This window comes from Vibrio gigantis (genome assembly GCF_024347515.1).
Taxonomy (GTDB): Bacteria; Pseudomonadota; Gammaproteobacteria; order Enterobacterales; family Vibrionaceae; genus Vibrio; species Vibrio gigantis.
Genome location: NZ_AP025492.1, coordinates 1584449 through 1608689, shown reverse-complemented (window position 1 = coordinate 1608689; position 24241 = coordinate 1584449). Strand labels below are relative to the sequence as shown.

At 45.2% G+C, this 24241-nt stretch carries 10 protein-coding genes; 1 reads left to right on the top strand and 9 read right to left on the bottom strand.

Going from position 1 to position 24241, the window contains the following annotated elements:
- Positions 1-15: 15 nt before the first annotated feature.
- From OCV56_RS07230 to OCV56_RS07200, 7 genes are all read right to left on the bottom strand, one after another.
- Entirely contained in the window at positions 16-5532 is a 5517-nt protein-coding gene (locus tag OCV56_RS07230) for a non-ribosomal peptide synthetase (protein WP_167373169.1), read from the bottom strand.
- Positions 5533-5579: 47 nt separating this feature from the next.
- Positions 5580-16631, bottom strand: coding sequence for a non-ribosomal peptide synthetase (locus OCV56_RS07225; protein WP_086713290.1), 11052 nt, complete (start codon positions 16629-16631; stop codon positions 5580-5582).
- Between the two features lie 92 nt (positions 16632-16723).
- Positions 16724-16936 carry an MbtH family protein gene (locus OCV56_RS07220; protein ID WP_086713289.1) on the bottom strand — a complete coding sequence of 71 codons (213 nt, stop codon included), beginning with the start codon at positions 16934-16936 and terminating at the stop codon, positions 16724-16726.
- 59 nt (positions 16937-16995) lie between these two features.
- Positions 16996-18651: a multidrug ABC transporter permease/ATP-binding protein gene (locus OCV56_RS07215; protein ID WP_086713324.1), complete on the bottom strand. Its 1656-nt coding sequence runs from the start codon at positions 18649-18651 to the stop codon at positions 16996-16998.
- 175 nt (positions 18652-18826) lie between these two features.
- A complete protein-coding gene (gene fhuB, locus OCV56_RS07210) occupies positions 18827-20803 on the bottom strand; it encodes a Fe(3+)-hydroxamate ABC transporter permease FhuB (protein WP_086713288.1) in 1977 nt (658 codons plus the stop codon).
- Positions 20800-21756 carry an ABC transporter substrate-binding protein gene (locus tag OCV56_RS07205; RefSeq protein WP_086713287.1) on the bottom strand — a complete coding sequence of 319 codons (957 nt, stop codon included), beginning with the start codon at positions 21754-21756 and terminating at the stop codon, positions 20800-20802. Before OCV56_RS07205 ends, fhuB begins: the two co-directional genes overlap by 4 nt.
- Entirely contained in the window at positions 21753-22532 is a 780-nt protein-coding gene (locus OCV56_RS07200) for an ABC transporter ATP-binding protein (protein WP_086713323.1), read from the bottom strand. The genes OCV56_RS07205 and OCV56_RS07200 overlap by 4 nt, the downstream gene beginning before the upstream one ends.
- A 239-nt stretch (positions 22533-22771) precedes the next feature.
- On the opposite strand from OCV56_RS07200, the gene OCV56_RS07195 reads away from it, so the two are divergent.
- Positions 22772-23572, top strand: a complete 801-nt coding sequence (locus OCV56_RS07195) for a 4'-phosphopantetheinyl transferase family protein (protein ID WP_086713322.1) — start codon at positions 22772-22774, stop codon at positions 23570-23572.
- 19 nt (positions 23573-23591) lie between these two features.
- Here the strand turns inward: OCV56_RS07195 and OCV56_RS07190 are convergent, their stop codons facing one another.
- A complete protein-coding gene (locus tag OCV56_RS07190) occupies positions 23592-24044 on the bottom strand; it encodes a GNAT family N-acetyltransferase (protein ID WP_086713286.1) in 453 nt (150 codons plus the stop codon).
- Between the two features lie 58 nt (positions 24045-24102).
- Positions 24103-24234: a hypothetical protein gene (locus OCV56_RS07185; protein WP_261901421.1), complete on the bottom strand. Its 132-nt coding sequence runs from the start codon at positions 24232-24234 to the stop codon at positions 24103-24105.
- Positions 24235-24241: the final 7 nt, after the last annotated feature.

Genomic DNA, 24241 nt, shown 5'->3' with positions numbered 1-24241 from the left:
TAGATATTTATAAAATTATTCACAATACAAATGTCTGTATAAGTCTTTGATTACTGTATTATTCTGTACGATCCCTAAATGATCCGTGTCTACAACGGCGGAATGTTGGAGGTCGTTATGCTTATTCAACCCTTTTGATAACAGCTCTGAGCGCCCATTTGGCTGCCCAGCCCACCAACAATGCAACTGGGTTTTTATGTTTGGTAATTGATACCCACGACACAGTGCACGCATGTGTTGTTCAACAGCCCAGCTATAGAGCATTTGTTTCGCGTTATCTGCCATGTATCTATCGAACTGATTTTCCGATAACCATGTATTAAACACTTCTGGCCACCTTGATGGCACCACGGAATCGAGCAACTGCACACACCGTTTTCCTTGCTCTTCGGTAATGGAGCCTAATAGTAATGAAATGTGCTCTATGAGCTTGGTTTTTGAGGTGGGAGAGTCCCACTGATCTTCCGAGATTTCGGTGCCTGGCACATAACAATCGAGTAAACCAACGAACGCAACATCATCGTCATTTTTCTCTAGACGATTTACGATTTCTTGAGCAAGTGCCCCGCCTAACGACCAGCCAACTAACCGGTATGGTCCACATGGCTGTACCTGCTTGATTGTTTGATAATAGGTTTCCGCCATATCAGCGAACGACGTATCAAAAACATCATCTGAAATGAAGCTCTTCGACTTGATTCCGAACACACTTCTTTCACCTTCAAGAGCCTGTGCAAGCCTTTGGTAACCGGTCACGCGCCCTGTTACAGGGTGGATGCAGAAAACAGGTTCATTCTCGTCAGCAGTACTGTTGAGTTTTTCAATCAGTCGCAGGTTAGGTGAGCATTCATTGGTCTGTGCGGTTTGCGCTTCCTCATTCATTGCCGCGATAATAGCCGTTAAACTCGCAACATATCGAGTTGCGATCTGCTCAATGTCAGCCAAAGAATAATGCGTCGTTGCGAACTCCCATGACAAACTCAGTTGGCCAGACACAACTTGTGCGTTGACTACAAGCGGTGTCAGCATCTGATTTAACCCGGATTGAGGCAAGCTCCCATCTTCAATAGGCGCACACCAGTGGACGAAGCCATCGCTTGTATATTGGCCAAGATAGTTAAAGGTCGCGCTTGCACGATATGTATCATTGTCGTTTTGGTTTAGATACTTCAAACCATAACCGATACCACCGTCTTGTTTAACGCTTTCTAGATACTCCCGCGTTTGGCTAAGCACACCGAGAATATCAGGTTGAAAATGCCCAATCATTGGATACAAACTCGTTGTCCACCCCACCATTCGTGAAAGGTCGACGTTCGAAAATACAGAAGATTCTCGGCCATGCCCCTCTAGATAAAGAGGTACATCTGTTTGATCTTCACTCGCTAGTGCTAACACTAGAGCAGTAATCAGCACACTCTGTGTATCTCCATGACTGGTGTTTGAAACACGTAACAACGTTTGACTGAGTTCGCTTGAAAGTTCGGTTTTATAGGCCTGTTTATCTTGATAAAGCGCCGGAGCGATATCTGGTCGATTTTCGAGTAAATTAGACGAGTTCTCCGCCAGTTCATGCCAAGTGTATTGCATCAACTTACCTTGCTCGCTTGACGACCACTGCTCAATCTTCTGAACAGTTTCATCCATTGCACTCGAATTTGGCACCAGTTCGATAACTTGCCCTGCAACTTGCTGTTGATACGCTTTCCAGAGGTCATCTAATAGAATTCGCCAGGACACACCATCCACAGCTAAGTGATGAATCGCTATCATCAACCGATTCGGTGATTCCGAGAGTTCTGCATAACCAGCTTGAATTAGCCTGCCAGAAGCAATATCCATACTTTGCTGTATCTCTTGCGCAAACGCTGAAAACGCTTCTTCAGAATCCACCGAGGTGCGCCATAGGTACTCACGTTCCTGATAAGGTTGATACCGTTGTTTCCAATGACCGTGCTGTTGATTGAATGCCAATCTCAAGCTTGGGTGCTGTTTTACCAAGGCTTGAATCGCTAACTCCAAATGGTCAGTATTCATCTCTTGTTTAAGCTCGACACAAATATGCTGGTTCCAATGATCGGGCTCAGGAAACGCTTGAGCAAAGAAGTGAGCTTGTATTGGCATTAACCCAAACGCCTCTTCGGTTAACACGCGTTCTTTCGCGGCTTTATGAATATCCAACGCTTCGGCTAGGTCGGTTAACGTTTTTGCTTCAAATACTTGTTGTGGTGTCAGGTTGTAACCTGCAACGCGTACTTTGCTCACCATTTGTAAGCAAAGAATCGAATCACCACCCAATGCAAAGAAATTATCCGAGCAGCTCACTTGAGCTGTGCCTAAGAGTTGTTGCCATATATCCACAAGTAACATTTCTTGCTCGGTTTTTGGTAACACAAGTGTCGCGACAGATTGGGCTTTTCCATCCATAGCTGGAAGTGACGCTCTGTCGACTTTTCCGGCAGGGGTTAATGGTAGCTTATCCAACACCATCAATTGGCTTGGTACCATATAATCAGGTAATTCTCTTGAAAGCGCTTCGAGAATACCATCAAGTTCAAAACGCTCAGGTTCACTACTCTGTAAGTAACCAAACAACTGTTTTTGCTGGCCGATCTCTTTGATGACGACCACACAGTGTTCAACTTTAGAGATAGATTGCAGACGACTTTCAATTTCACCCAACTCGACACGGAATCCTCGGATCTTAACCTGTTGGTCGACACGGCCTATGTATTCCATCACACCATCGTTATTCCAACGAACCAGATCCCCAGTGCGATACATTCGTTCGCCCATTGATTCGTTATTGCCATTACCTGTAGTCGTAAACGGATCGGGTATGAAACGCTCAGCAGTTAAGTCAGGCTGTTCCAAGTAACCACGGGCAAGGCCAACTTCTCCACCAATGTACAGCTCCCCGACTTTCCCAAACGCCACTTTGTTGAGCTGCGCATCTAAAACGTATAAACGACGCTCACCAACAGGTTGCCCAATCGGCGCATAGGCGCTGTTTAATTTGTCTTGCGGATACGCACGCCAAATCATAGGGGTGACCACAGTTTCTGTTGGGCCATAGCCATTGACAATACGAGGAGGTTTCACGATCTGTTGCAAGCGCTGATAGGTTTCCGCGGTGAAGGCTTCGCCACCAAGCGTCCAAGAACGAACGTTGAGTGACGGCTCTTTGTATTCAATCCAGTCAAGTAATGGTCCGACATAACTCGGAGGGAAACAGGCGATGGTGATATTGTCATCACACAGCACTTCGCAGGTTTTCTCGACACTCCACAACTCTTGATCTCGAATAACAAGCTTACTGCCAAACGCTAGCGGTACAGTCCAACGCTCAACGGCACCATCAAAGCTAATCGAAGCGAAGTGAAGCTCAACATCCTCTGGCGTCATGCCGTACTGCTGACCAATGGTTTGAACGTGCATCGACAAACCTATGTGATTGATCGCCACGCCTTTAGGCTTACCAGTAGAGCCTGACGTGTAAATAATGTATGCCAGTTGTTCCGGAAGTATCTTCGGCTCTAATTCTGCTTGTTCATATTCTCGCGTGTCTAAAGATTGAGTTAAGTCTGACGGGCAATAAACGAAAGAGCTTACTTGAGGTAATAAAATATCAAACTCAGATTGAATGTTCTGCCAACGTGACTCTAAACCTTGCTGGGTAACCACAAACCCTGCCTTAGAATCCTGAATCATGTATGCCAAACGCTCAGTTGGATAGTCAGGATCAAGTGGCAGAAATGCCCCACCCGCTTTCATTACCGCAACCATAGCGACAATCATGTCCACTCCTCTTTCAAACAGCACACCGATAGCTTGATCGCGCTGCACGCCTTGAGCAATGATTCGGGACGCTAATAGAGATGACGCCGATTCCAATTGTTGATAACTCAACTCAAGATCTTGATGTTTCAATGCGATGGCATCAGGTTGTACATGTGCTTGTTCAGCAATTAATTCAACGATCGACTGGAACGCCCAGTCACCTTCTGGTTGCGAAAGCTTCTCTAACACTGAAGCATCGTGTGGTGTTAAATGACTAATTTGAGCTAGATTTTTGCCCGCCGTAATTTCTAACTCGCCGATCAAACTTTCAAGTGCAGCGTTCAGCTCAACCATCGTGTCTGAATCAATTCGATCCTTCGAATAGGTCAACACCACACCGGTTTTTCGCTCAGTCTCACGCACATCCAATGCAATATCGAATAACGCAAATTGACCACTTTGTTCCTCTGCCGACAGAGTAAGGTGGTTGTCTAACTGAATATCATCAGCTAATGAGTTTTGATGATTGAATAGCACTTGAAACAAGGGCGTTTGCCCAGCTTTTCGCTCAAGAACCTTTTTCTCACTGGTCTTTTGTTCATTCATCAGAGCATTGACCAGTTGATCAAACGGCAACAATTGATGTTCTTGCGCCTCAAGCACTTTGTGATGAGCCCCTTCAATAACATCAGATAACCGACTGCTTGGCGTTACGGATTGCTGAATCACCATGGTATTCACAAAAAATCCAATTAGATTAGAGACTTCATGACGCGTGCGATTCGCCATTGGTACACCAACGGAAATATCTGAGTGATGCGTTACCTTCGCTAATGCGGCTTGCCAAACACCCAACCAGAGACTTGAAGTTGTCACCGACAATTGGCGTGCAATCTGTTTGAGTTTTTGAGACTGCGACTCGCTTAATTCATAGCTAATGGAATCGGCTATACGTCTTTGATTTGGGGTAACTTCACTATTCCAAGGGAACAGTAGGCTTGAATCCGTGTTCTCAAGTTCACGCTTCCAAAACTCAATGTGTTGTTGGCCTTTCCCCGCCTCCAACAAAGCACTTTGCCAATGAGAGTAATCACGATATTGAACAGGTAATTCAGGTAACTTACCTTGTTGATAAAGGGCTATAAGCTCATTCAAGAACACACCTATAGACCAACCATCAGATACAATATGATGCATGACAAGCTGTAGCTTCCATGAGCCCTCACCAAGCTGTAGGCACTGCATTCGAATGGGCAACTCAGTCTCAAGTTCAAAGGCCTTCGCGATAAATTCTTTCTGCGCCTCTTGTACTTGCTCTTGGCTCCAGCTTTGAGCATCGATACTGACCGGATACATCGCTGCAGCCTTATCAACAAACTGAATAACCTGCCCTGTAGCATTAGTAATAAAGCGCGTTCGTAACACATCATGGCGCTCCAACACTTGGTTAACGAATGCCGTTAAGCGCTCAATATCCAACTCTCCATTTACATGGAACGTACCGGACATATGATAGGCGCTGTTACCCTTGTCCAAGCAATAGATATCCCACAAGCGCTGTTGTGCCGGAGACAACTCCACTTGCTGTTCACTACCGACCGATACAATCGGTAGCTTTTCAAAATCTAAGCCTTTGTTACTAAGCAGCTCGATAAACTTTATTTGTTCCGGCTTGCCCAGTTGTAAAAAACGTTTTGCTAACGCATGTTTGTCTATTTTTCCTTGGCTAGGGGCTTTAGGTCGAGTCGTCATTTTGGAGTGATTCTTTGTTTGTATATGACTCTTATCTTTTAAGTGGCTCATAGCAGCTCCAGTTCGTCCATCAATGCTGCCATGGCATCGAATTCGTCTTGTTCATGTTCGTTTTGTGTTTGATACTGCGCTTGCAAGCTGTCCGTTAATGCTTGCAGACTATTGGCGTCGAAAAAGTCTTTAAGCGAGACTTCCAAACCAAGTTCTTGATGTGCCTTTGCTACCACGCGAGTCGCCAACAATGAATGACCACCTAACGCAAAGAAGTTGTCATCCAAGCCCACTTGAGGGATCTCTAAAACCTCTTCCCAATTAGTGGCGAACCAACGTTCCAATTCCGTTTCTGGCGCGCGGTACTTTATTGACTGCCATTCAGGTGCAGGCAGTGCCTTTCTGTCTCGTTTTCCATTCGGAGAAAGTGGCATCTCACTAAGACCAATCAGTATTGATGGAACCATGTAATCGGGTAAATGTTCCGATAAATGCTGTTTCACCAACGCTTGTTTGTCTTCGCTCCAATTCGCATCAACAACGTAGCCAACCAATTGGTCACCAGTCTGATGTTTAAATGCAATAACCGCCGACTCTTCAACCCATTCAAGTTGATTGATTACATTCTCAATTTCTTCTAGCTCAATTCTTAAACCGCGAATTTTCACTTGGTTATCTAGGCGGCCTAGGTATTCCAATCGACCATCGGCCAGTTGAACCACCTGATCACCTGTGCGATACATTCGACTGCCAGGCTCTCCAAATGGATTCGGTACGAATCGGTCTGCAGTCAGATCGGGGCGAGCTAGATACTCACGCGCTAGTCCAACACCGGCTAAGTACAGTTCACCTGGCACACCAATTGGTACTGGGTTCCAGTTGTTATCAAGTACATGAAGTTGAGTATTACTTATTGCGTAACCTATGGGGATACGTTTGGCTACTGGCAGCTCACAAGGCCAATACGTTACATCGATGGCGGCTTCCGTTGGTCCATAAAGGTTATGCAGGTCAACGGGGGCATGGCTGAGAACTTGTTCAACAAGGTCGGCAGGCAATGCTTCTCCACTGCAGATGATGCGTTTGAGGGAAACACAATCTGAGATATTGGTTTCCACCGCGAATGCATTCAGCATCGATGGCACAAAGTGAAGTGTCGTCACCTGCTCTTGTTGAATCACTTCGGATAGCACATTTGGCTGACGATGAGATTCAGGCGGGGCAATTGCAAGACGTGATCCTGTCATTAGTGGCCAGAAGAACTCCCACACAGATACATCAAAACTGAAAGGTGTTTTCTGTAACACACAATCCGATTCATTCAGTGCGTATTCTTGCTGCATCCAATTCAATCTGTTCTGTAATGCAGCTTGAGTATTCACCACTCCTTTAGGCAGGCCCGTAGATCCTGACGTAAAGATCACATACAGAGCCTGTTCAGGTTGCCAATGCACCAGTGGAGGCAATGAAGATTGTTTCGATAAATCTAGCTGAGTTAAGTCAACGTACTCGCAAGCGTCGCTCTCAGGCCACAAGTGTACAGAGTTAGAATCGGTAAGCAGCAAATCAATGTTAGCCGACTGTAGGATGTATTGAATCCGTTCAGTGGGATAACTCGGATCCAATGGCACGTAAGCACCACCCGCACGCGTGATAGCATGCAGACCAATGACTAAATCAAACGAACGCTCAAGCCCTAAGCCAACACGGGTTTCTGACTTCACTCCTTTATCACGTAACCAGTTCGCTAGTTGATTAACACGCACATCAAACTCTTGATACGTGAGAGTTTGACCTTGCATCGATAGCGCTATCGCATTAGGCGTTTTCTTTACCTGAAGTTGCATTTGTTGTGACGGCGTCACGAAGTCACCCCAATCAAGGGACGTGTCATTGAATACTTGGTTTTGTTGCTCTGCCGTCTCGTCTATCAAATGGAGTTGGCTGATTAACGTATCGTTATTGGACGCAACTTTATCTAGAAGTAACAACCAATGATTAAGCAACGACTGCGCAAAGTCTTGTGTGAATACTGGTGACACATAACTGACAAAACCAAGCCATTTGCTCTCGGACATCTGTTGAATGTCCATGCCTATCTCAAGTTGAGCATTGACCACACCAGGATCAAACGGTTCAACATCAAGGCCCTGCCAATCAAAGAGCTCTGCTTCATCAAAGCGTTGGAAATTGAAACTGGTTTGGAATACAGGGTGGTATTGCAAGTTACCAGTAATGCCGAGTGATTCGACCAACATTTCAAATGGGAAGTCTTGCCTGTCCAAAGCTTGCTCAGTGAAAGATTTCACCTGATGCAATAACTCAGCGAAGGATTGCTCACCATTAAATTGAGCCGGAATCACCAAGCTATTGATGAAACACCCTTGCATCGCCTGTGTTTTGGGTTGTGTTCGCCCAGCAACCGGCACACCAACACGCACTTGCTCTTGGCCTGAATACTTGTGCATCAATAGATGCCACATCGTCAGCATTACATTGAAAGAGGTGGTGTTATGTTTCGCTGCCAATTGGGTGATATTTGAAACTTGCTCACTACTAAGTTCGAAGTGAAGTCGGTTTCCCTCAGTTTCGGTCTGCTCTCTTGGCACTTCACTGTGCAGTACTAGAGGGTCTATATCGAATTTCAAAGCATCCAACCACCACGCTTTTTGGTCACTCGCTTCTTCAGATTCAAGCCACTGCTTCTGCCAATTCGCATAGTCTACATATTGAACGTCATTGGTAGCTTCAGGCTCGAAAGTTGATGCTGCGCCCTCTTCCGTATAACCAGACATCATCGATTGGTAACAGACAGCCAGTTCTTTTAGCAATAACTGCATGGAGATACCATCGGAGATAATATGGTGTACGACAATTAGCAGCTCTGCTTGTTTTCCTTTGGCTACATGTTCAACGTTAGCAGCATGTTCAACGTTAGCTACATGCTCAGTGCTAACTGCATGGTTAACGGTAGCTAACTGCTCTGATGCCACAGTAATCCAATCAAATCGAATCAATGGGCCTTCTGAGAAATCAAACGGCTTAGCGATGAGTTCTTTATACACAGAGAGTCTTTGTTCATCGGACTCCGAGTACTGGTGAATACCAACGCAGATTTCACGCTCAGCATGAATAGACTGCATGAGTTCACCTTCAACTTGAGTAAAGTTGGTTCTCAAGATCTCATGACGGGCAACCAATACATTAATTGCACTCTCAAGCGCAGCAATATTCACATCGCCCGTAAATTTAAGTCCTAAAGGCATGTGATAAGCGGCACTGGTCGGCAACAGCTGTTGAACGAACCAAAGTCGCTTCTGTACAGCGGATGCTGGCATGTGCGGTAACCTTGAAGCCCGCTCCAAAAAGGCAACTTCTGTATCATTTTTAACACAGGTAAACGTACATTGAGCAGCCAGTTCTTTAAGCACAGGCGTATCGAACACTGCCTGTAATGACAGCCTAATGTTGGCTTGTTGATTCAACCTTCCGACAAGTTGGGTTGCCAGTAACGACTGACCACCTAAGGCAAAGAAATCATCCTCACGACTTATCTCTTTTTTATCAAACAGCGCTTGCCATTGATTCGCTAAAGCTAATTCCATCACACCATTCGGCGCTATATATTCTGAGCTTGAAGCCTCTTGCCAATTGGGTAGCGGTAAGCGTTTTTTATCAACTTTACTTGCCGGGGTTAACGGAATCTTGTCCATTTTGACGACTTGGCTAGGCACCATGTAATCTGGAAGATCCTGACTAAGATCTTTTAAAGCGTCTTCGGTGGACAATACGTTATCGCTTTGAATATAGGCCACCAGCTGTTTACCTGAAGGGCTGTCGCAAGCTATTACCGCACATTGCTCTGAACCTGTGATCTTTTGTAGTCGAGATTCGATTTCACCAAGTTCGACCCTGAACCCACGAATCTTAACTTGTTCATCGCTACGCCCTAGGTATTCCATCACACCGTCTGAACGCCATTTAACTACGTCACCGGTTCGGTACATTCGCTCACCATTGCTTGCGAATGGATCCGGAATAAAACGCTCTGATGTTAAATCAGGACGTTCAAAGTAACCCCTAGCGAGCCCGACTTCTTCGCCAATATAAAGCTCTCCTGCTACTCCTGCTGGTACACGATTAAGCGCTGTATCCAACACATATAAAGTTCGGTTTCCAACCGCTTTTCCGATAGGCGCATAAGCACTTTCTAGTTCGGTATCCGGATACGCCTCCCAAATCATCGGAGTCACAACCGTTTCAGTCGGACCATAACCATTGATGATTCGTTTCGGCTTTAAGACATGTTGCAGTTTGAAGTAGGTATCACGAGTGAAGGCTTCACCACCTAACGTCCATGAACGCACAGAAAGTGCTAGAGTGCTGCCTTCTATCCACTCTAATAACGGCAGCACATAACTCGGAGGAAAACACGCAATGGTTACCTGCTCTCGCTCCAATACATCACAGGTTTGTTGAGCGCTCCATAACGATTGGTCTCGAATGATCAAACGAGAGCCGAACGCTAATGGCACAGTCCAACGTTCAATCGCTCCATCAAAACTGATTGACGCAAAGTGCAACTCAACATCGTTCGTCGTCATGCCATATCGCTGACCTATGGTTTGAACATGCATGCTCAAGCCTTGCTGTGATACACAGACCCCTTTCGGCTTACCGGTAGAACCGGACGTATAAATCATATATGCCAGTTGGTCTGGCAAGATGGCAGGCTTATCAACAAGTCTTGTTGTTAAATCAAGTGAGTCGTAACCAATGGTTTTAGCTTGGTTCGCGATATCATTGGCTAATTGCTCACTCAGATCATCATGAACTAATGCACACGCCCCACTGTCTTGAACCATGAAGTTTAAGCGTTCTTGGGGATACGCCGGATCTAACGGCAAGAATGCGGCGCCAGCTTTCATAACACCCATCATTGCAACCAACATATTACAATCACGCTCAAACAACACACCAACGATGTCCTCACGTTCAATGCCTTCAGCAATCAATCTTGAAGCGACAGCATCGCTCTGCTCAACCACTTGTTGGTACGTTAACGCTTTTCTCTTTTGACCACTCTCAGCAGCAACGTTAGAGACTATTGCTTCACTGTTGGGGCGTAACAAAACCTGCTTTGCAACTAAATCTGTAAACGGTTCAAACATCCACGGTTCTGGTTGACGCTCAAATAAGCCAAGTTCATTCAACTGGTTCTCGGCTAAGTCAGGTAATCGGCCTAAATCTTCGGCTAGATGTTCAACTAGCTGAGTCAAATAATGTCGATTAGTCGAGCGTAGTGTTTCAATTTGTTGAGGTGTGAACTTACTTTCGTCGTAGGCAAAAACAATACGAAGCGATTCACTCGGCAAAATCGCCAAAGTTAATGGGTAGTGGGTAAATTCATAGCTGTCAGGCTCGCCAATACTGAACTCATCACTGCCGTTACGATTCAAAAGCGATTCATCTAACGGGTAATTTTCAAAGACGACCAAGGTGTCAAATAGGTTTTCTCCTGACCACCCCGTCTGTGCTTGGATATCGGACAAAGACGAGTAGCTAAATTCACGCTGGTCACTCGATGAGGCTTGAATATCCAGCAGCCATTCAGAAACAGGCTTAGAAAGATCGACTCGATGTGCAATTGGCAATGTATTGATAAACAAACCAACCATAGAATCGCTATGAGCAAGCTCTGTCGGACGACCCGCCACTGTATTACCAAATACAGGTGTTTGCTGCCCAGTGAAGCGATGCAACGTAAGTAGCCATGCGGCTTGGGTTAACGTGTTGAGCGTAACCCCTACTTGGTTCAGTTTAGGCAGCCATTCACTTATGATCTCTTGTGAATAATCATCATTGTATCTATGGAAACTAGACACCTTGGAATCAGGCATCTCAGAATTTGATTGTCCAAAGGATTCAGCCAAACGTGTTGGCGACTCCATGTCTTGAAGGTAACGCTGCCAATAGTCATTAGACTGCTGATTGTCTTGATTTTGTATCCAAGCAAGATAATCAGAAAATTCACCTTTGACTGGTGCAATAGAACGACCTTGGTACAAGGCGAACAAATCGCTGAGTAGAACACCCGTACTCCAACCATCCATTAAAATATGGTGAATAGTAAAAATACACTGCACTTGGTGGTCGTGTGTTTGAATGAAATCAACACGCCACAAAGGTTTTACTTTTGAACGATCTACTACCTGTTCTAGCTCAAAACCTCGCTCGACAGCTTGTTTCTTGTATTCACCAAGCTCAAATTGGCTGCGCTTACGAACATCCAACACCTGATAATCCAATCTAAGTTCAGGCCACTCAGCTAGATAAGCATTGCCATCAAATGAGAACAGCGTTGAACGAAGCATTTGGTGCCTTTGCATCACTCCTTGCCAAGCTTCTATCATCTTTAGCAGATCAACATTGTTGAAAGGTAAAGTGATTTGATTGACGTAAGTGCTGTCGCTATCAGATAGCTTCGCATGAAAATACAAGCCTTGTTGTAAAGTTGATAGCGGCAGAATCGTGTTGGGTAAAGAACCGGCAGAACTCACACCGTCGCAAAGCTGATTTAGCTGGCGTTGAGACAAATGAACCAATGGTGCATCGGCTTTCGTTAATACTGAATCCGCTTCAATAAACAGATCATGTAAACGTGCAATACTGCTGTTAAATGCCGCGTGTAACACCTCAACTTCGGATTCATTAAAACAGTAGCTATCTAACTCAACATCCCACAATAGTTGTTCATTGTTCACTGATGCGTTAATCACAATCGCAGCATCAGCTGAGTTGGAGTCATCTCTCCATAAGCCTACATTTGTCACCTCTATAGCATCATTCAACTGTTGAGCCGCGCTGCCAAGATAGTTGAACAACACGTCCATATCGCCGACATGAGGCCACAGGTTTTGCATGACGCCTGCGTGGAATGTCACACCACCAAGGTGGTCGGTATCAAAACTGTCTTTTAAGGATTTAACCCACTCTTCAAACGAATCAAACGCTGGAATGGCTTGCGGGTACAACGAGGTGTACCAGCCCACGGTTCGGCTCAGATCAAGCCCAGTATCATCGGTAAAACGTCCATGAGATTCACGGTGAATGGTTAACGCTTTGCCTTGATTTAGCGTACTTACCGTTAAAGCACCCACTAGGAACACTATTTGTTCTTGTGTAAGACGAGCAAAACCAAAACCCGCTTTAGTAAGAGCTTCAATTTTTGATAACGGCGTATGCCAGTGCGTAGAAATAGGTTTGCCGCGACTTTGCGGGTAAAGCAGATCTTTCTGTTGTTCGGCCCAGTACGCTTGCTGGTCGTCTGATATCGACAACGTATTTAAAGCGTTGACCCAGTTTCCTTGATGATGCGTTTTGTGAGGAAGTGAGTGTTGAGATAATGAGAGCGTGCTAGAAGCCACCTTGCTGCTAGGCATCAGATCAGTGCCGTAAAGCTTAGCGAGGTCTTCAATAATCAATGGCCATGACAGTGCATCGACGACAAGATGGTGAACGGCAATGAGCACTTCACTACGCTGATCAAACTCTTCTCGTGCATCTGGTTTGTTCAAGCTACGTATTCCAACCGCGCCAATAACACCATTGATTAAGTCTATACTCGCTTGAACTTGTTCAACATCTATAACCTCATCAAACACGTGAATCGCAAACTCAGCATCGTCTCGATAATTTGCAGTCATTTCAAATGAAGAATCGGCAGATAATGAGTGATTGAATTGCAATCTCAACGCGTCGTGATGTTCAACCAGACGATTTATGGCATGCGTCAATCGCTCAACATCGACCGGGTAGTCCCATTTAAACTGGATATATTGGTTACAACGGCTCAACTCAAAGTGTTTGATGTATCTTTGCTGAATCGGCAACAGCGCCACTTCACCTCGAAGTTTCCCTTGCTCAGCTATGACAAGTTGTGCTTCTTCTAAGTTCTCCGCCATATCTTGTAATTTTGGGAAATCGAAGACTTGTTTAGGTGATAACATGAAACCCTGTTGGCGCAACTTTCCGACCAACTGAAGCGCCATAATCGAATCACCACCTAACGCAAAGAACTGGCTATTCGCCCCTACACTCTTAACCTTTAGTAATTCGCGCCATATCTCTGCAAGCATCACCTGTTGGTTGTCCACAAGCGAACCTTGATCGCTGTGAATCTCTGTCCAATCTGGAGCAAGCAGTTGTTTTCGATCGACCTTACCTGCCGGTGTTAGCGGTAACTTGTCTTGGACGACAATACAAGCGGGTACCATGTAATCAGGTAGAGTTCGTCCTAACTGCTCAAGCCATTGCGCTTCATCATTACCACCAGCATCTTGCGATAGCGTATTGTTTGACTGGTTCTTGTTTTGCTCAGCTTTGCTTAGCTGAACATAGCCGACAAGCTTTTTACCTGTTGGCGAGTCATGATCAACAACGGCACAAAATTCAGCTCCGGAAAGCGCTTGAAGTTGGGATTCAATTTCCCCTAGCTCGACACGGAATCCACGAATTTTAACCTGTTGGTCAACACGGCCTAAATACTCCATGATGCCATCTTCACGCCACTGAACTAAATCGCCCGTCCGATACATTCTCTCGCCATTGTTTGAGTATGGATCTGGCAGGAAGCGTTCAGCCGTTAGGTTGGGTTGTTTCAGATAACCTTCAGCCAAGCCTGACTCAGAGCCGATATACAGCTCGCCACTGCAACCGAACGGTACTTGGCTTAGCTCCGCATCGAGTACATACAACTTCCTATCACCCACTGGCGTTCCAATCGGAGCATACGCACTCTCCATTGTATCTTGTGCATAGGCTTCCCAAATCATCGGAGTGATGACCGTTTCAGTCGGGCCGTAACCATTAATAATTCGTGGTGGCGCTAATACCTCTTGAATACGCTCAAAGGTCTCGCGGGTGAAAGCTTCGCCACCTAAAGTGATGGAACGCAATGCTAGTTCTGGTTTCGTCGCTTCAACCCAATCGAGTAGCGGACCAACATAGCTAGGAGGGAAACACGCAATAGTGACTTTTTCTTGCTGCAATACATCGCAGGTTTGTTCCGCAGTCCATAGCTCTTGGTCCCGAATCACGAGTCGCGAACCAAACGCTAATGGCACAGTCCAACGCTCAACGGCACCATCAAAGCTGATGGAAGCGAAATGTAATTCTACGTCCTCTTCGCTCATGCCATAACGCTGGCCGATGGTCTGAACGTGCATGCTTAAACCTTCATGCGATATAGTGACGCCTTTTGGCTTTCCCGTTGAACCAGAGGTATAGATGATATAGGCCAGTTCCTCAGCCAACGGACGCTTAAAAGAATTATCTGACGATAAGCCTGCAAGCTCAGTATTTTCAATACAGAATTGAGTGACACCGTCACTACCATCCAATACATCTTTGCATCTATCATTAGATTTAGGATGTGTAAGGAGCAACTCTGCGCCACTGTCTTCCAACATGTAGCTTAATCGTTCTGTTGGGTAGTCAGGATCTAAAGGTAGGAATGGCGCGCCAGCTTTCAGAACAGCGATCATAGAGACGATCATATCAACGCCACGCTCCATCATCACACCGATTGGCGATTTTGATGTTGCACCTTGAGATAAAATCGAATTCGCCAATTGATTCGAACGAGTCTCCAGCTCTAGGTAACTCATCGACTCGTTTTGGTGTTTCAACGCAATACTGTTCGGGCACTTAACTGCTTGCTCAGTCACCAAGTCAGTGAATGGACGATATTGCCATGAATAGTCACCTGAACCATGTTGGTCAATCAACCTCATGTCCTTGCTCGAAATTGCATTAACGGACGCCACCGCAGCGTTTGGCGAATGAATGATACTCGCCAAATTAACCTTAAAGCTTTCGATGAATTTAGTTATAAACGGACGTGTGAACTTTTCTTTTGCATAGACAAAGCGCAGCGGTACGTTGCCTTTATTGATGACATCCAACACTAACTCAAACGGTGTCTCTAATACTGGAAACTCTTCAAATTCCGCAGATACTCCATTTGTATTAATCGATAATTTATCGCCGTGATTTCTGAAGTTTAAAGCGGTTGTAGGTAGCGGTAAATCACCCACTAATGTCTCTAACGGCGTGCTTTCAAATGCCAAAGACGCTTTCATCGACGCATGGGTCTTGTCAACGAGCTGGGACAGAGTCATCTCTGCATCAATGCGATAGCCCATCACGGCACTGTTAACATAAAAGCCGACCGTTCTACGGTTCTTAGCATTTCGGTTTAACGCAGGAACACAAATCGAAGGATGAACATTGGAAGAGTACTGGCGTAGTGTAAGCATCATGGCAGATGCTAACACCTCAAACTTGGTCACGCCTAACTCACTACCTAGTCTCTTGATCGAATCATCGATATCACTCGATAAGTGAACAAGCTCATGTCTCGCACCGTAGGCATCTTGAGATTGGTCATTGAGGTTCGATAACGACAACGGTTCTTCACCAATAAACTGATTCTGTATCCATGAAGATTTTTGCTGATCATAAAACTCTGACTTTTCTGCACTGGCCTGTTCTACCGCGTAATTTAGGTAGCTTTGAACCTCTTTCACCTGGTAGGTTTTACCCGCGACAGAGTTCACTAGCATCTTAATCGTGATCTGAAACGACCAGGCGTCAGTTACAATGTGATGAGTAGCAAGCAACACCGCAAAGCGATGTTCAGTAACTTGATAGATGCAACATCGTGCGAGGTCGCCTTCCACTAGATTGAACGGCTTTTGCCAACGTTGGCGAGCATCTTGATTGATAAACTCAACCGTATTTGAGTCACCTTGCATATCGATATAATCATATTCAACAGGACTAAAAGGCATCACTCGTTGAGCCGCTTTTCCCTCAACTTCAGAAAACTGACTGCGTAACGAAGGAAATACCGACACCATTTCATTTAGTGAGTGTTGAAGTTTTTCAACGGTAACATCTTCGCCTTCAAACCAAAGTAAGCCACCTAGGTTATACGCCAGGCTCATCGGTTGTAATTGCTGAAATAACCACAAACGCTGTTGAGAGTATGAGAGCGGATTCCAAGGGGTTACGGAATCCAAAATTTGTTCATCATCCACTGACATTTTATTACCTAAACATGAAATTTGGTTGCAGAGACCCGCTCTTCGCCCACGACAGGCGAAAAGTACAGGTATTGGCTAAGAGTTAAATGGGTTTAGTTTTCTAGGGCGGCTATCGCGTCACGTAAACTTTTCGGACGCATATCGGTCCAAACTTCACGGATATGCTCAAGACAGTGCTCTTTGTTGCCTTTTACACCAACCTCAGTCCAACCATTTGGCACTAAGTGATACGTTGGCCATATGCTGTATTGTTCTTGTGCGTTTATCACAACGGTAAATTCTGTATTTGGGCTATCAATACTCATTCTTTCCTCAACTAACTTTGTTTTATTATGTTTTTGAGCCTAACTTGGCTCTTAAAAACTCAAGCCACAACACTCTCTAGTGCTTGGTGTGCTTGAGCTAAATTCCCTTTACTCAACTCAATAAGATTGCCGGTATCCATTTTGAAAATACGGTCAGCGGCATCAAAATAAGCGTCATCATGAGTAATCGCGATTACAGTCACGCCCCGTTGTTTAAGCAGTGGCAATAACTGACGGTAAAACAGTTTTCTGAAACGTGGGTCCTGATCAGCGGCCCATTCATCAAGCAGAATACAGCCGCGTTTTTCGAGTACTGACATCATCAGCGCCAGTCGTTTTCGTTGACCTTGTGAGTAGCGAACGTCACTTAACTTGCCTTGCTGGTGGTCAACCTTGTGTGCCATTTCAAGACGAACCATCCATTCGTCAACATCTTTGCTATCGATGTCTTGACCTTCGCCATCAACAATTTGATGGAATAGATGAAAATCACTGAACACTGCCGAAAACTGATGGCGATAATCTTGCCAATGCGCTTGAGTCACTTCATTGCCATCGACATAAACTTGGCCAGAATGCGGTCGGTAGAGTCCAGTAAGCAAACGCGCAAAGGTCGATTTACCACTGCCATTACCGCCAATAATGAAGATGTGTTCGCCACGTTCGATCTTGAAATTAATCGGGCCGACGCCAAACGAGTCACCATCTGAATCTGAGCGATAGCGATAGCTAGCCCCCACGAGTTCTAGTGAATTGAATACTTTAGTTTTTGCCGATTTCGGATTCAGGCTTCGATCAGTACTCAACTCTAACGACGACAACTTCTTCATTGAAATGTTGGCAGTAATCAAGGTTGGAATTGAACCGACTGCAGACATCAACGGGGTTCTCATAAACAACACGACCAATGCAAATGTAGAGGCGACTTCCAACGTTGCCCAGCCTAAGCCTGTCGCAAGGTAGAAGTTCAAACCAATCAGAGCCAATACTACGGTGTTCGCCATGTTGGCGGCAAAACCATTTAGGATATCGGCTTGTGTCACTTCATTCCTGTAACCTTCAGCATTGACTGAAAACGTCTCATCAAAGTAACGCTTGGCCCTAAATGGGTTTAAAGACAGTTCCTTACGGCCATCAATTAAGGATTGGTAATCGTGATACAACTTGTCGTCGTACTCGCGAACCTGTTTAACGTGTTTAGTGATGCGCGTAACAAGCAGATAGCCAATGACACCGGTTAAAGACAGCATTAAAACGCTAACCCCAAACAGAGGCATAGATAGAAAGGCCAAGTAGACTAAAGCCACAACCGTTAGTACCAAGCCGTAGATCAACTCAGGTAAATGTACGAATGCAATAGTAATGTTGCGAATGTCAGTATTGAGCGAGGCAAGTACCCCTGCACTTCCTACTTTTTCGACCTGTTCAATATCAGTATTCAATAGTTGAGAAACCAATTCACAGCGTTTGTAATAAACGAACTTGTGGCCCAGTTTATGAAGTGCGACTTGAGCAACAGTTGCTGTCACCAACAAGCCAATCAGTAACAAGGTAAACTGAACCAAGGTATTGGAAAGTGGCCCATTGCTTTCAAGTAATTTGTGCTGAATAAACGCGATCACGCCCACGCTCAAGAACGCACTCGCAATACTCAACAAGATCACGAAGGAAAGTGATTTTTTCTGTTTTTCAGCCAGCAATAGGATCAAACCCATTTCATACACACCATATAATTGATTGTTATTGTGATTATCATTATCAACAAAAAGAAAGATAATCCCGTATAAACCGAACTCGATAATCTTGTTGTTTAGTGCTGGGCCAGTTTTTTCAACAGACACCTGTTAACAAGCGTTCAGTAGTCGCTTTAAGTAACGACAAGTGACTAAGCTATAGCCTTCTTAAGCCCCACATCAAGTACATGCCACCGATAATCGAAGCCACCAAGCCTGCCGGGATCTCTTGTGGGTAAAGCCACTGTCTACCAAGCCAATCCGAGAACAACATCAGTGCCATACCAATTAACGAAGAACAGATCAGGTGCTCTTTAGCACGGCTATAACCAAACAGCCTCGCCATGTGAGGAGCCATCAAACCGATAAAGCTTAACGGCCCAACCACCAGAGTTGCACTCACGGTTAAACATGCCACCAAGAGCAGCAATAGAACTCGAGATCTTGGTACATTAATGCCTAAAGATTGCGCACTCGCCTGCCCTAAAGGCAACACATCCAACCATCGTGCACAGAGAAAACCTAGCGAGATAAATACAATCGAAGATATCAGTAACGGAATGAGTGTTGCCTCAGTGACGTAATACGTTGAACCTGCCAACCAAGCCAAAACTTGGTAACTTCTTGGGTCTCCTCCCGCCAATACAAAACTCTGGACCGCATTCATCAAGGCCGTAATCGCAACGCCCGTCAGTAACACCCTTTCTGGTTGGAAGCCTGACTTTTGATTGAGTAGTACAATGATGCCTAAAGTACATACTGCACCAATAAAACCACCGATATAGAGCCCAACAACGCTGCTGCCAAGCCCTGCAAATATCGCGATGATCAAACCTAATGCTGTGCCAGAACTGATACCGATAACTTCAGGGCTCGCCATTGGGTTACCACTCAAACGCTGTACGATCGTGCCCGCTACCGCCAACATTCCACCCGCCAATGCCGCAGCGGCTAACCTAGGTAAGCGCCATTCGAGCATTGCCCAGTCTTGAGTTTGAAATAACCAACGCCAACCTTCTGTTTGTACCGAAAATAAGCTGAATACGACGAGTGACAGAACAATAAACAAGCTAGCGAGAACAACTGAGTGTTTGTTTAATCGTGAAGCCACTTCCTTATGACGCGTGAGCACGGTTTGTGTTTGAGATTGGCTTTTCATTGATAGCTTAGGCAGCAACCACAACAACAGAGGCGCGCCCAACGCTGCCGTTGCTGCACCTGTCGGGACAAACATCGACATGATGCCCGGTAGCTGTTGGATAAGTAAGTCGGTGAGACTCAATAACAAGCCACCCAACACCATTGATACCAATAGTTTAGGAACTAGACGATGTACCCCCATCAAGCGTGCTAACGCAGGGGCAGCTAAACCAACGAAACCGATAACACCCACAGCACTCACGACCCAAGCCGTCAGCAATACTGCTAGTCCGAGACAAGCAATTCTTAATTTAGCTAACGAAACACCGAGGCTTTTGGCTCCCTCTTCTGATAACTGAAGCAAGCTCAGTGGTTTTACAAACAGAAACGCCATAAGAGTTGCAATAACTAAACGTGGGGCTAGATACTGAACATCTTCCCATCCACTCTGGACTAATGACCCTGCGCCCCAAATCATTAAGCCACTCAGTTTGTCTTGGTTCATCATTAACAAGACAGTGCTTACAGCGCCAAAATAGAGGTTCACGACCAAGCCTGACACGATCACTACGGTTGGAGACAAAGCACGTCGCCACGACAGTGCAAACACTAAACCAATAGTGCTAACGCCACCAACAAGCGCCACCAGCGAATAAGACCACTCTAAAAGCCAAGGGGCATAAAGCGTCGCCAACATGAGTGCAAAGCTTGAACCGCTGGCAACACCCAATGTAGACGGCGAGGCAAGCGGGTTTCTGAGCACTTGTTGCATCAAAACGCCCGCGACTGCCAACGCTGCGCCACATAACAGTGTGGTGAATAACCTTGGCCACCAAGCCAAATGCAGTTTCACTGACTCTGGAGAAGTGAAATCAGCGCTCCACAAACTAGAAAGTCGGCTCAGTCCGAACTGAGGTACAGATAAGTGTTGGCCAATTAGCGCTAATGTAGAAAGCATCAACAGTGTTAAAACACCAAACGAGAGAATTCTCATAACGCGTCTCCTTGGTTCAACTCAGAAACAATGAACCTTGCAAAGCGTGTTGCAGAAGGTATAGCGCCGAAGCTCCACACCGCTGGAACTTGTAATGCGGAATAACATGACTCTTTCACTATGTATTGCCAAAACTGATTTGTTTTAAGGCTCTCTTCGGTGCCCGCAGGCATCGGAGAAATAATCACGATTTGCCCATCGACACCGATCAATTGATCAATGCCAACCAAGCTGTATCCCCAGGCATTGGTTTGCCCTTTCCACGCTGATCGTAGGCCAATCTTGTTGATCGAGGCTTTATAGAGGCTGTTGTCTCCAAATACACGAACGTGGTTTGTGTCCATGAATTGGACCATTAACATAGCAGGAGCATCGTTTGGTAATTGTGATCCTAGAAGCTCCATTTCGTCGTTAGCTTCGCGAATCAGATCTTCTGCTTGGGATTCTTTTTCAGATACTTCAGCTAACTTCCGAGTGGCAACCTCTAACGCAGACCAGTCCACGTCACCACTTCGGTATAAGCCAATCGTCGTAACTGGCGCAATCTTGCTGAGTTGAGCCTCTAACGTTGAAAACATTGGAGAGAGTAAAATCTTGTCTGGTTTAAGCTCATGGATACGTTCAAGGTTTGGCTGCGTTCGCAAGCCAACATCAGCAACGGCTTGAGGAATTTCAGGTGACTTCACCCACGAGTTGTAATCGGGTATTTGCGCGACTGCGACAGGGGTTACGCCAAGTGCTAACAAGGTTTCAGTGTGAGTCCAATCAATCGAAACCAAGCGAGGTTCAGCACTCTCACTGGTCGCCGCCGTTTCTTGATTGGCCGGTGAGATTTGGTTAGCCAGTGAAAGCAGAGAGACCGCCAATAAACTAGATAGAGTAATACTTGATATTAATAAGCGGCTAGTGCCCGAGCAACATAAGTTACGTTTAAGATAACAGTTAAACATCATGCTGGCTCCAAATCACCAGGCATCGCGACTGGGTAACCTGCAGAGTGTTGAGTAATGTGCATAGGCACACCATAGATATCTTTCAATATCGACTCTTTGAATACCTCATCAACCTCGCCTTCGACTAATAGCTCACCGCTATGAAGGGCAATAATGTGGTCACAAAAACGCGCAGCCATGTTGATGTCGTGAATAACAATGATCACCCCAATTCCCAATGTTTCACTCAATCGCTTAATCAATGTCAGCATTTCAATCTGATGGCCAATATCGAGCGCGGCTAAAGGCTCATCCAGCAAAAGGTATTTCGTACGTTGAGCCAACAACATCGCAAGCCACACACGTTGGCGTTCACCACCCGATAAAGTATCAACCAAACGATCAGCGTATTGCGCTGTGTCGGTAAGTTGCATCGCCTCTTCAACAAACTGCTTATCTCTACTTGAAAGTCGACCCAATAAGCCATGCCAAGGGTAGCGACCAAAGTTCACGAGATCTTTTCCGGATAAACTGTCGGTTGCAGGTAAATGTTGAGGCAAGTAAGCAATTTGCTGTGCGAAGCCCTTATCAGGCCATTTAGTGATTGCTTTATCTTTCAGGTAAATATCACCAGAAGTCGCGCGCTGTTGCTTCGCTAACAACTTTAATAAGGTCGATTTTCCCGAGCCGTTATGCCCAACCAAAGCGTAGATTTTTCCTTGCTCAAACGACACATTGAGTGTCTTGAGCAACTGCTTATCCCCTACGCTAAAACCGAGTCCCTTTGCTTCGAGCATACCTTCAACCTTAAAACACATCATTCACTAAAAAATTAATGAAATAAGAGCATATTCATAAAATCATTAACAGACACGCTTTTATACACTTACAAAAAATCAAATGCAAACGATTTTCATTTAGATTAAACTATATGGCATACTAAATTTTTCCCTATAATTTAAAGGGTTAGAGGCTTCAATATGAAAAATGAAGGCTTTGCAGCAATTATTCACCTTGTTGCAAAATGGTTAACCTAATGATGAATAAAACTTTTCGCGTACTCTCTAAAGATTTCGACCTTCTGAGTAACAGACTAACCCTTCGTGCTGAGTCAACGTTATTGCCTTGTGGAGAGGCCAACACCGCTGTGAATATTGGAACTTCGCAGCGCGAAGGTATCGACATCAACGTTACACAGTTTGACCAAACACGCTTTTGTGACGTCATGTTCGAACAAACTAATATTTATTGCCCTGAGGTCATCGCTCACTCTATTAATAAGAGAAAAGCTGAGTATTTTGTTGGCCGCTATTTAGTAGCGAACAGGCTTAACGAGTTAGGGTTTGAATATTGCACTCTTGAGTCGAACATCGATCGGAGTCCTAAATTCCCTTATGGCGCTATTGGCTCCATTTCACACTGCGAAAGTTTGGCATGCGTTGCAGTCGCCCCCTCCTATCACCCAGACCGAGAAAACCTTGGTATCGATGTGCAAAAACCCATTTCGAGCGATGTTTGTAGAGAGATTGAAAACATGATTGTGGCGGGACAAGAAGTCGATTTAGCTATGAGTGTTGGGTTAACCAAAGAACAAGCCATCACGCTGCTCTTCTCAGCCAAAGAGGCGATATACAAGGCACTTGCTAAGTTCTCGACACGGGATTTGAATTTTACTGATGCAAAATTGAAGCAAGTAAACCAAAACACAATGGAGTTTGAGCTAAGTGGAAGCATTCAACTGCGAACTAACACATTGGAGGAAATAAGCTGCGAATACTGGTACTTAGAACAGCACAAAGCCTTTTTAACCTTGTGCTATTACTCATGTGATAGCTAGCAGCTGCGCTTTACAGATTCTAATAGGAAATGCTTACTACGTGGTGGTCGGGGTCGGACTCTATATCAACGATTGACCAATCGAGCGAAAGATATAGCGGCGTAATGTTAGTGTAGGCGTACAACTTAGAAGTTAAGCCTTTCGAGGACTGGGACTGATAATAGTCTGGCATTTGTTTGACAGCTCTCTTGATCAGTTCACTAGCAATACCTTGTCCACGCCATTTTGGATCGACAAACACAGCGTTGATCCACACCACATCCCGAACTTGGTGAGGTTCTTGAAAATAGGAATACGCCAAGCCACCGATGACCACATTATCGCGAAGCACTACGATGACAGGAGGGAGTTGTACACTGTCTTTATAGGTGTCTTTAAACTTGAAGTCCGACCATTTTCTTTGAAACAAGTCTTCTAAGCTACTCCAATAAGGCGAGCTTTTATCACAATTTCTAAAAATAACTTTCTGCATTTTTCGATCCTTTGAGAGAGCGTATTTTGGCCTTATTCAACCTAAGGCGTACGTAAAGCTATTCTTCTTCGTAATCGTCTGCTGGGTCTTGATTGATCTCTTCGCCGCATCCTAGACATTCACCTTGTCGATCCGTAGGCATTACAATAATCAGACCACAGTGAGGGCATAGATCGCCTTGTTGGTACATATGAGTA

Coding starts and splice junctions, on each gene's coding strand:
- OCV56_RS07230 (WP_167373169.1), bottom strand. CDS start 5,532: ATGACGACTCGACCTAAAGCCCCTAGCCAAGGAAAAATAGACAAACAT.
- OCV56_RS07225 (WP_086713290.1), bottom strand. CDS start 16,631: ATGTCAGTGGATGATGAACAAATTTTGGATTCCGTAACCCCTTGGAAT.
- OCV56_RS07220 (WP_086713289.1), bottom strand. CDS start 16,936: ATGAGTATTGATAGCCCAAATACAGAATTTACCGTTGTGATAAACGCA.
- OCV56_RS07215 (WP_086713324.1), bottom strand. CDS start 18,651: ATGGGTTTGATCCTATTGCTGGCTGAAAAACAGAAAAAATCACTTTCC.
- fhuB (WP_086713288.1), bottom strand. CDS start 20,803: ATGAGAATTCTCTCGTTTGGTGTTTTAACACTGTTGATGCTTTCTACA.
- OCV56_RS07205 (WP_086713287.1), bottom strand. CDS start 21,756: ATGATGTTTAACTGTTATCTTAAACGTAACTTATGTTGCTCGGGCACT.
- OCV56_RS07200 (WP_086713323.1), bottom strand. CDS start 22,532: ATGCTCGAAGCAAAGGGACTCGGTTTTAGCGTAGGGGATAAGCAGTTG.
- OCV56_RS07195 (WP_086713322.1), top strand. CDS start 22,772: ATGATGAATAAAACTTTTCGCGTACTCTCTAAAGATTTCGACCTTCTG.
- OCV56_RS07190 (WP_086713286.1), bottom strand. CDS start 24,044: ATGCAGAAAGTTATTTTTAGAAATTGTGATAAAAGCTCGCCTTATTGG.
- OCV56_RS07185 (WP_261901421.1), bottom strand. CDS start 24,234: ATGTACCAACAAGGCGATCTATGCCCTCACTGTGGTCTGATTATTGTA.